Source organism: Blautia schinkii, from assembly GCF_013304825.1.
GTDB lineage: Bacteria > Bacillota > Clostridia > Lachnospirales > Lachnospiraceae > Blautia_A > Blautia_A schinkii_B.
Window position 1 is genome coordinate 146,760 of record NZ_JAAWUO010000006.1, and the last position, 9,905, is coordinate 156,664.

Consider the following 9,905-nt stretch of genomic DNA (forward strand, 5'->3'; position numbering starts at 1 on the left):
AAGAGGTTTTTATCTGGAAGATGATTCTTTTTTTATGTATAAAAATAAAAAACACGAACAGAATAAATAAACAAAAAGTCTCTGCAAAACGGCAAAAATATAACAAAATCGACGATATTTTAACGGAAAATAAATTATAAATATAACAATTGCATAAAAATATTGTTTTACAGATACAATTATGGTACAATTTGGATATGCAGAGAGGCGGTGATCAGATGATCCAGGAAACGATCAAGGCAGTGAAAGAAGCGGAGGCTAAAGCACAGCAGAAAATAAAAGATGCATCCGTTCGTGCACAGAGTATCGTCAGCGAGGCTGAGAAAGAGGCGGAGGAGATTATCAGAAAGGCGGAGACAACCGCTGCCGGACAAGCGGCATCTGATATGAAAGCTGCTGAGGAGCGTGCACACAGTACAGAGAACACTGTCGATGAACAGGTAAAGGAGGAACTTGCAGCTTTGAAAAAGAAAGCGGAGTCGAAGCGTGAGCAGGCGATCCAGGCAGTAATGGACAGTTTGTTCTGAGAGGGGGAATGCGAAAATGGCAGTATTGCAGATGCAGCGAATCAGTATCTGCGCAATGAAGAAGAACCGTAAGGCCATATTGGAAGAATTGCAGTCGCTTGGAGTTCTGGAGATCGATGCGGCAGAGCTGGATCCCGATCTTGAGACCATGGATACCATGAATGCCAGGCTGCTTTTCGAAAAGAATGCATCCCTATGTGACCAGGCAATTATGATTCTGGATGAATTTTCACAGGAGAAGGAATCTATGCTGGCTTCACTGGCCGGCAAGCCTCTGGTCGGGAGGAAGCAGGAGCAGGAAGTCATTGAGAATCAGGAAGAAATACTGAAGGCAGCCAGGGAGATCCTGGAATACAGGAAGCGTCTTACAGAGAACAGTGCAGCTGTTATTAAGATCGAGCAGCAGGAAGCTGCGCTGGCACCCTGGATCGCTCTGGATATTCCAATGAATTTTTCCGGAACAGAGTTGACAGCAGTACTGATTGGAAGTATCGACGGGAATGTGACACGTGACCAGGTATATACCCGGCTTGCAGCAGATGCACCTGATCTGGAAGCTTTTGATATTCAGGAGATTTCGTCAGATGCCGGAAAGCTTTGTCTGGCTGTTGTATGTCTTAAGTCTCAGGCACAGCAGATGGAAGAGGCTCTTCGTATGCAGGGATTTGCAAGACCTGCACAGCTGGTTTCCGAAGTACCTGCACAGGAACTTCAGAACCTGAAGGATGAAGTGGAACGTATCCATAAAGAAACAGGCAGGATACAGGAGAAGATCCGCAGCCTTCATACTCATAAGAATAACCTTCAGCTTGTTTCGGATTATTTTCGGATCCGTGCACAGAAGTACGAAGTATTGGGCCAGCTCCGCCAGTCAGCGAGCACTTTTTTTGTGACCGGATATATTCCGAAGAAACAGGTTCCGTCAATAGAGAAACGGCTTACGGAGAAATACGATATTGTTTTTGAAGCAGAAGATGCTGATGGAGAGGGTGTTCCGGTTGTTCTTAAGAATGGTAAATTCGGAGCAGCAGGAGAAGGAGTTCTGGCAGCTTTCGGTCTTCCCGGCAAAGGAGAGATCGATCCGTCAACGATCATGACAGCATGTTATGTATTCCTCTTCGGACTGATGTTATCAGATGCAGCGTATGGACTTATTGTTTTTGCAGTATGTCTGGGAGTGCTTCTGAAGTTCCCCAGAATGGAGAGCGGAATGCAGAAATCTATCAGGCTTTTCATGTACTGTGGATTGTCCACTTTGTTCTGGGGCGTGATGTTTGGCGGATATTTCGGAGATTTCATAGATGTATTTTCAAAAGTATATCTGCATAAACCGGTCACAGTGAAGCCGGTATGGTTTGCACCGCTGAATGAGCCGATGAGACTTCTGGTGTTCTCCATGCTTTTTGGACTGATCCATATGTTCCTTGGAATGGGGCTGAAGGGTTATATGCTGATCCGTGATAAAAAATATCTCGACTTTTTCTGTGATATAGTGCTCTGGTTCATGCTTCTTATGGGACTGATCCTGATTTTTATTCCGAGCAGCATGTTCCGTTCTATCTCACAGATGGATCTGAATCTTCCGGCAGCAGTGGTACAGATCGGTAAATGGATGGCGATCATCGGTGCTGTTGGAATCCTTTTCATGTCAGGAAGAGATAAGAAGAATCCGTTTCTGAGACTGGCTCTTGGAGCCTACGATCTTTATAACATTACAGGCTGGGTAAGTGATATCCTTTCCTATTCCAGACTTCTGGCTCTGGGACTTGCCACCGGTGTTATCGCATCGGTTATGAACCAGATGGGAAGTATGCTGGGAGACAGTATTTTGGGATGGATCGTATTTATTCTTGTATTTGTGATTGGTCATATATTTAATCTTCTGATCAATCTTCTGGGTGCGTATGTGCACACCTGCCGATTACAGTACGTGGAATTTTTCGGCAAATTCTTTGAGGGCGGGGGAAAAGAGTTCCACCCATTCCGCGAAAATACAAAATATGTAGATATTAAGGAGGACTAATATTATGAGTGGTATCGTTTGGGCATTATTGGGAGCAGCAATTTCCGTGGCTCTTGCAGGTATAGGTTCTGCTATCGGTGTTGGTACAGCCGGCCGTGCAGCTGCTGGTGTTGTAACAGAAGATCCGGATAAATTCGCAAAAGTTCTTCTTCTGCAGCTTCTTCCCGGTACGCAGGGTATTTACGGACTTCTGGTTGCATTCCTTGCACTTTCCAAGGTTGGTATCCTGGGCGGCGGTGTTGCTGATATTTCCCTGGAAACCGGTCTTATGATCTTTGTGGCTTGTCTTCCAATCGCCATCGCAGGTCTTCTTTCTGCGATCCATCAGGGTAAGACCTCTGTAGCTTCCATCGGTATCGTTGCCAAGAAGCCTGAGCAGTTCGGTAAAGCGATGCTTTTCCCGGCAATGGTTGAGACATATGCGATTCTGGCTCTTCTGATCTCCATTCTTGCAGTCAGCGGAATTCAGGTTTGATTTATCAGGAGGGGCAGAGCATGACAGGATTAGAGAAGATGGTGAGCCAGATTCTTGAAGAGGCCGATGCTTCTGCAGCTGTTACGATCAGTGATGCGGAGAAAAAAGCCGCGGAGATCCTGGATGAAGCCGGAAAGAAAGCAGATGAGATCCGGCAGCAGCGGGAGGAACAGTCCAGGGCAAAGGTAAAAAGTTATGACGAGCGTACAGCTTCTGCGGCAGATATGAAGAGACGTACCGCAGTTCTTGCTGCCAGGCAGGAACTGATCGGAAGCGTGATCGCAGATGCCTGTGAACGTGTGAAGAATCTGGATGAAGAGAAATATTTTGAGATCCTTAAAAATATGGCTGGGAAATATCTTCTTCCTAAAGATGGGGAGATCTGTTTTTCCCGGAAGGATCTGGAACGGATGCCGGCAGATTTCCGTGAGGAGATCAGGAGCATGGCTGAGAAAAAGGGCGGCGCGCTGGAGTTTTCCGGTGAAGCCAGAAATATAGATGGAGGTTTCATCTTGGTATACGGCGGTATTGAGGAGAATTGTTCAATTGATGCTGTATTTGCTGAGAAACGGGATGAACTTCTGGATCAGGTAAGAAAGATTTTGTTTGCGTAAAACACCATCGCAAGAAGGAGGGCGTGAAATATGTTTGGTGAAGATTATGCCTATGCGGTGGCGCGGATACGTGTTCTGGAGACCGGACTTTTGAATCAGGCAGCGATCGAGCAGCTTCTGGCATGTCAGGATGAACAGCAGTGCCTGCAGCTTCTCACTGAGAAAGGCTGGGGAAATGGTGATCCTGCGGCAGGAGCAGATGCGATCCTTTCCAGGGAAAGGGAGAAGATATGGGAGATCATGGATTCTCTGGTAGCGGACAGATCTGTATTTTCCGTTCTTTCCTATCAGGATCTTTTCCATAACCTGAAGGCTGCAGTGAAAGCCAGTATTCTGGCTGGTGCAGTACCGAATATTTTTTTCAGTGATTGCGCTGTTGACGGGGAAGATATGGTAAAGTTCCTGAAAGATAAGGAATATGACCGTTTTCCGGAATATATGAGGGAAACAGCCAGAGAAGCGTATGAGACTTTTCTGTATACAAGAGACGGTCAGCTTGCGGATATTATTGTTGACAGGGCAGCACTGGATGCCATAAAAAAAGCCGGGGAACGGTCAAAAGAGGAGATCGTCCGGCAGTATGCGGAATCCACGGTAGCAGTAGCAGATATCCGGATCGCAGTACGTGCCTGCAAAACAGGAAAAAGTTCGGATTTTATGAAGAAAGCCATGGCAGAATGTGACACGCTGGATAAGGAGAGGCTGATCCATGCAGCAGTAAGCGGAATGGATCAGATCATGAGTTATCTGGCAGAAACGAAATATGTGGACGGGGCACAGGCACTGGCAGAGTCGGCATCAGCTTTTGAGAGATGGTGCGACAACCAGATCATGGAAACGATCCGTCCACAGCTGTACAATTCATTTTCACTGGGACCGCTGGTAGCTTATGTACTTGCCAGAGAAAATGAGATCAAGACGGTGCGGATCATTCTTACCGGAAAGCGCAGCGGCCTTCCGGAAGAGTTTATCCGGGAAAGGGCAAGGGAGATGTATGTATAAGATCGCAGTTTTAGGTGATTATAACAGCATTTACGGGTTTGCAGCTCTTGGCCTTGATACTTTTCCGGTGGAGGATCCCCAGGAGGGACGGGAGAAGCTTAACCGTCTGGCAGCTGATGAATATGCAGTTATTTATATTACGGAACAGTTGGCGGAACAGCTTTCCGCAGAGATCAGCAGATACAGTGAGACACTGATTCCGGCAATTATCCAGATTCCGGGAATTTCCGGGAATACAGGTGCCGGTATCGAAAATGTGAAGAAATCTGTGGAGACAGCAGTTGGTTCTGATATTCTTTTCAGTAATGAGTGACAAGAAAGCAGGTGATTGGTTCAGATGAGCAGAGGAACCATTAAAAAAGTAGCAGGCCCGCTGGTAATTGCCAAGGGTATGCGAGATGCGAATATGTACGACGTGGTCCGTGTAAGCGATCAGCGTCTGATCGGTGAGATCATTGAGATGCACGAAGATGAGGCTTCCATACAGGTATATGAGGAGACTTCAGGACTTCGTCCGGGAGAACCGGTAGAGTCAATGGAAGTTCCGCTTTCTGTAGAGCTGGGACCTGGCCTTATTACAAGTATTTACGATGGAATCCAGCGTCCGCTGGACGATATCATGAAAGTAGCAGGCAGCAACAATCTGAAACGTGGTGTTGAGGTACCTGCACTGAAACGAGACAAAAAATGGAACTTTGTTCCGACAGCGAAAGTTGGAGATGAGCTGGAAGGCGGCGATGTTCTCGGAACTGTTCAGGAAACCATTGTTGTTACACAGAAGATCATGGTTCCTCCGAATATGAAGGGAACTTTGAAAGAAATTAAATCCGGCGAATTCACAGTGGATGAGACGATTGCGGTTCTTTCAACTGCAAATGGGGACAAGGAGCTGACACTGATGCAGCACTGGCCTGTACGACGTGGCCGCCCATATAAGAAAAAACTTCCGCCTGCAAAACCTCTGGTAACAGGACAGCGTGTTATTGATACCATGTTTCCAATCGCAAAAGGCGGCGTTGCAGCAGTTCCGGGACCTTTTGGAAGCGGTAAAACAGTTATCCAGCATCAGCTTGCAAAATGGGCTGAGGCAGATATTGTGGTTTATATCGGCTGCGGTGAGCGTGGAAACGAGATGACAGATGTTCTGAACGAGTTTCCGGAGCTGAAGGACCCGAAAACAGGACAGTCTCTGATGGAGCGTACTGTTCTGATCGCCAACACCTCAGACATGCCGGTTGCGGCACGTGAGGCTTCTATTTATACAGGTATCACCATTGCAGAGTATTTCCGTGATATGGGTTATTCCGTAGCTCTGATGGCAGATTCCACATCCAGATGGGCCGAGGCTCTCCGTGAGATGTCCGGACGACTGGAGGAGATGCCGGGTGAGGAGGGTTATCCGGCATATCTTGGCTCCCGTCTTGCACAGTTCTACGAGCGTGCAGGCCATGTGATCTGCAGCGGAAAGGACGGAAGAGAGGGTGCGCTGACAGCCATCGGTGCTGTATCACCTCCTGGTGGTGATATTTCCGAGCCTGTTTCCCAGGCAACCCTTCGAATCGTAAAGGTATTCTGGGGACTGGATGCGAATCTTGCATACAAACGTCATTTCCCGGCTATTAACTGGCTGACCAGCTATTCTCTGTATCTGGATAGCGTAGGCGGCTGGTTTGATGAGAATGTGGCATCGGACTGGATGAAGCTTCGTCAGAAAATGATGACTCTTCTTCAGGAAGAAGCAGAACTTGAGGAAATCGTAAAGATGGTAGGTATGGACGCACTTTCACCTGGTGACCGCCTGAAAATGGAGGCAGCCCGTTCTATCCGTGAGGATTTCCTTCACCAGAACTCTTTCCATGAGATCGATACCTATACATCTCTGGAAAAACAGCACAATATGATGCGTCTGGTACTTGCGTTTTATGATGCTGGCGTGGATGCGCTGAAGCAGGGAGCTGATATCAACGACATCGTAAAACTGCCGGTTCGTGAGCAGATCGGCCGTTACAAATATACGAAAGAGGATGAGCTGGCAGCAGAATATGAAAAAGTAACACGTCAGCTTGCAGGAGAGATTGCAGAACTTCTGAGAAAGGAGGGCCTGTAAAATGCCAAAAGAATATAGAACCATACAGGAAGTTGCCGGCCCTTTGATGCTGGTACGTGGCGTTGAAGACGTGGCATTTGACGAGCTTGGTGAGATTGAGCTTGCCGATGGCGAAACGAGAAGATGCCGTGTTCTGGAGATCGACGGAAGCAATGCACTGGTGCAGCTGTTTGAGAGTTCCACAGGTATCAACCTTTCCAACAGTAAGGTACGTTTTCTGGGACGAAGCATGGAGCTTGGCGTATCCGGCGACATGCTGGGCCGTGTTTTTGACGGTCTGGGCCGACCGATCGATGATGGCCCTGAGATCCTTCCGGAAGAGAGAAGAGATATCAACGGACTTCCGATGAACCCTGCAGCCAGAAGTTATCCGGAGGAGTTTATCCAGACCGGTGTATCTGCGATCGACGGACTGAATACACTGGTTCGTGGACAGAAGCTGCCGATCTTCTCAGCATCCGGTCTTCCTCATGCACAGCTTGCAGCACAGATCGCAAGACAGGCGAAGGTTCGTGGAAAAGATGAGCAGTTTGCGGTTGTATTTGCTGCCATGGGTATTACTTTCGAGGAGTCAAACTTCTTTGTAGAGAGCTTTAAGGAAACCGGAGCGATAGACCGTACTGTTCTTTTTGTAAACCTGGCAAATGACCCGGCTGTTGAGCGTATCGCTACTCCGCGAATGGCACTGACAGCAGCAGAGTATCTTGCCTTCGAAAAAGACATGCACGTACTGGTAATCCTTACAGATATTACAAACTATGCGGATGCTCTCCGTGAGGTTTCCGCAGCGCGTAAAGAGGTTCCTGGACGTCGTGGTTATCCCGGATATATGTACACGGACCTTGCTTCTCTTTATGAGCGCGCAGGCCGTCAGAAGGGAAAAGCAGGAAGTATCACCATGGTTCCGATCCTGACCATGCCTGAGGATGACAAGACTCATCCGATTCCTGACCTTACCGGCTACATCACAGAGGGACAGATCATCCTGAGCCGTGAGCTTTACCGCAAAGGAATCACACCGCCGATTGATGTTCTTCCGTCTCTGTCACGACTGAAGGATAAAGGTATCGGTGAAGGCAAAACAAGAGCGGATCATGCCAACACCATGAACCAGCTGTTTGCTGCATATGCCCGTGGTAAAGAGGCCAAAGAGCTGATGACCATTCTTGGCGAGGCTGCTCTCTCTGATATTGATCTTATTTATGCAAAATTTGCAGATGCTTTTGAAAAGGAATATGTTTCCCAGGGCTATCAGGCAAACCGTGATATTGAGGAGACACTGGCGATTGGCTGGAAGCTGCTTTCCATTCTTCCGAGAAGCGAGCTGAAACGTATCGATGACAAATTCCTTGACCAGTATTACGGAAAAGTATAAAGGGGGAATGATTTGTGGCATCAACACAGGTGAATCCTACCCGTATGGAGCTTACGAAGCAGAAAAAAAAGCTGGTGACTGCAGTGCGCGGACACAAGCTTCTGAAGGATAAGCGAGATGAGCTGATGAGACAGTTTCTGGACCTGGTACGCGAGAACATGGAGTTGCGTCAGAAGGTAGAGGCTGGTATCCGAAGTGCCAATACCAATTTTGTTATTGCAAAAGCCGGAATGTCGGAGGAAACTCTGAATACGGCACTGATGGCTCCCAAGCAGGAAGTTTATCTGGAAACCGGAAAAAAGAATGTCATGAGTGTGGATATTCCTGTTTTTGAATATAAAACAAGAACACCGGATGCTAACGATATCTATTCCTATGGTTTTGCTTTTACCTCCAGTGATCTGGACGGAGCGGTGAAATCCCTGGAGGATATACTTCCTGACATGCTTCGTCTGGCAGAAGTGGAAAAAGCCTGCCAGCTGATGGCTTCCGAGATCGAGAAGACCAGACGACGTGTAAATGCTCTGGAGCACGTAATTATACCGGAAGCTCAGGCAAACATCAAATACATCACCATGAAGCTGGATGAAAATGAGAGAAGTACGCAGATTCGACTGATGAAGGTGAAGGATATGATGCTTGAAGAGGCTCATCACTACAAAGAGCGGGAGGCAGAACGCGGAGCGTAAAGAACAGGAATCGTATCAGAAAAAGGAAAATTTATTATAGAAAGTTTTTAAGCAACGGGAAGGAAAACGTCTCTGTACTGTGGTATTTTTGGCAGTGCAGGGGCGTTTTGCGTAAGACAAATATTTGGGGCAGGCAGACACAGATAACAACAGGAATAAAAAGGAATCATCTGTATTGTCTGCAGGAAAATAAAGAGAGGAAGAGGTGAATGCTGGTTTAACAGCAAGGTATATATGAGTATTTTACATTCAATACAAAATCTGGACGGAGAGATTCTGCTTCTGATCCAGCAATATCTTCGGTCAGATATTCTTACACCGGTTATGAAAATGATCACATTTCTGGGAAACGGAGGCTGGTTCTGGATCCTGTGTGCAGTGATCCTTCTGGTGAGTTCGAAGACCAGAAAAGTGGGATGCGCAGCATCTTTATCAATTATATTTGGAGCTCTTGTCACCAATGTACTTCTTAAGAATCTGGTAGCAAGAGCAAGGCCTTTTGCAGTGATCGATGCTCTGACTCCGCTGATCGCAAAACCGACAGATTTTTCTTTCCCGTCAGGACATACGACAGCATCTTTTGCAGTTGCGTTGGTGATAGCGCGGATGTTTCCGAAGAAATACGGTGTTCCGGCAGTGATCCTGGCTGCACTTGTGGCTTTTTCCAGGCTGTATCTGGGGGTTCATTATCCTACGGATGTTCTTGCCGGATTCCTGGTGGCACTGGCGGGCAGTACGTTGTCTGTGTGGTTGGTAAGGAAAAAAGACCCTCATGCACTTTAACAAGATAAAGTATTGACACGTGGAAGTTGAACGAGGTACAATAAAACGCAAGGCAATAATTCCTGGAATTGCTATAGAAACAGAGTGTTCTGAGAGATCAATAATTACCTGGAACGTTATAAATCGGATAAAAGGAGGATGATATAAGCAACTAAATATATTGTAAAAAGATATTAAATGTGTTTAAATATACTTATGGAGGTATATTATGAACACATCAAATATCACAAATTATAAACCAAAAGATTTTGCTGAATTATTAGGTGTTTCTGTAAAAACGCTTCAGAGATGGGACAGAGAGGGAATCTTA

At 46.8% G+C, this 9,905-nt stretch carries 11 protein-coding genes; all 11 read left to right on the plus strand.

Features of this window, described 5'->3' with window-relative positions; all coding sequences use genetic code 11:
- The first annotated feature begins 218 nt into the window (after positions 1-218).
- On the plus strand, positions 219-527 hold the full coding sequence (locus HFM85_RS06640; RefSeq protein WP_173738383.1) for a hypothetical protein: 309 nt from the start codon (positions 219-221) through the stop codon (positions 525-527).
- Between the two features lie 16 nt (positions 528-543).
- A complete protein-coding gene (locus HFM85_RS06645) occupies positions 544-2,550 on the plus strand; it encodes a V-type ATP synthase subunit I (RefSeq protein WP_173738384.1) in 2,007 nt (668 codons plus the stop codon).
- A 4-nt stretch (positions 2,551-2,554) separates the two neighbouring features.
- Positions 2,555-3,025, plus strand: a complete 471-nt coding sequence (locus tag HFM85_RS06650) for a V-type ATP synthase subunit K (RefSeq protein WP_015526259.1) — start codon at positions 2,555-2,557, stop codon at positions 3,023-3,025.
- 20 nt (positions 3,026-3,045) lie between these two features.
- A complete protein-coding gene (locus HFM85_RS06655; RefSeq protein WP_173738385.1) occupies positions 3,046-3,639 on the plus strand; it encodes a V-type ATP synthase subunit E in 594 nt (197 codons plus the stop codon).
- Positions 3,640-3,669: 30 nt separating this feature from the next.
- Positions 3,670-4,641 carry a V0D/AC39 family V-type ATPase subunit gene (locus tag HFM85_RS06660; protein WP_173738386.1) on the plus strand — a complete coding sequence of 324 codons (972 nt, stop codon included), beginning with the start codon at positions 3,670-3,672 and terminating at the stop codon, positions 4,639-4,641.
- A complete protein-coding gene (locus HFM85_RS06665; RefSeq protein ID WP_119240455.1) occupies positions 4,634-4,954 on the plus strand; it encodes a V-type ATP synthase subunit F in 321 nt (106 codons plus the stop codon). Before HFM85_RS06660 ends, HFM85_RS06665 begins: the two co-directional genes overlap by 8 nt.
- A gap of 24 nt (positions 4,955-4,978) precedes the next feature.
- Complete coding sequence (locus HFM85_RS06670; protein WP_173738387.1) at positions 4,979-6,748, plus strand: V-type ATP synthase subunit A; 1,770 nt, start codon at positions 4,979-4,981, stop codon at positions 6,746-6,748.
- Between the two features lies 1 nt (position 6,749).
- Positions 6,750-8,123: a V-type ATP synthase subunit B gene (locus HFM85_RS06675; RefSeq protein WP_118061791.1), complete on the plus strand. Its 1,374-nt coding sequence runs from the start codon at positions 6,750-6,752 to the stop codon at positions 8,121-8,123.
- 14 nt (positions 8,124-8,137) lie between these two features.
- Positions 8,138-8,812, plus strand: a complete 675-nt coding sequence (locus HFM85_RS06680) for a V-type ATP synthase subunit D (protein WP_119240458.1) — start codon at positions 8,138-8,140, stop codon at positions 8,810-8,812.
- Between the two features lie 234 nt (positions 8,813-9,046).
- Entirely contained in the window at positions 9,047-9,595 is a 549-nt protein-coding gene (locus HFM85_RS06685) for a phosphatase PAP2 family protein (RefSeq protein WP_173738388.1), read from the plus strand.
- Positions 9,596-9,818: 223 nt separating this feature from the next.
- The coding region (locus HFM85_RS06690; protein ID WP_118568420.1) for a MerR family DNA-binding transcriptional regulator at positions 9,819-9,905 on the plus strand (87 nt) is incomplete at its 3' end.

Coding starts and splice junctions, on each gene's coding strand:
- HFM85_RS06640 (WP_173738383.1), top strand. CDS start 219: ATGATCCAGGAAACGATCAAGGCAGTGAAAGAAGCGGAGGCTAAAGCA.
- HFM85_RS06645 (WP_173738384.1), top strand. CDS start 544: ATGGCAGTATTGCAGATGCAGCGAATCAGTATCTGCGCAATGAAGAAG.
- HFM85_RS06650 (WP_015526259.1), top strand. CDS start 2,555: ATGAGTGGTATCGTTTGGGCATTATTGGGAGCAGCAATTTCCGTGGCT.
- HFM85_RS06655 (WP_173738385.1), top strand. CDS start 3,046: ATGACAGGATTAGAGAAGATGGTGAGCCAGATTCTTGAAGAGGCCGAT.
- HFM85_RS06660 (WP_173738386.1), top strand. CDS start 3,670: ATGTTTGGTGAAGATTATGCCTATGCGGTGGCGCGGATACGTGTTCTG.
- HFM85_RS06665 (WP_119240455.1), top strand. CDS start 4,634: ATGTATAAGATCGCAGTTTTAGGTGATTATAACAGCATTTACGGGTTT.
- HFM85_RS06670 (WP_173738387.1), top strand. CDS start 4,979: ATGAGCAGAGGAACCATTAAAAAAGTAGCAGGCCCGCTGGTAATTGCC.
- HFM85_RS06675 (WP_118061791.1), top strand. CDS start 6,750: ATGCCAAAAGAATATAGAACCATACAGGAAGTTGCCGGCCCTTTGATG.
- HFM85_RS06685 (WP_173738388.1), top strand. CDS start 9,047: ATGAGTATTTTACATTCAATACAAAATCTGGACGGAGAGATTCTGCTT.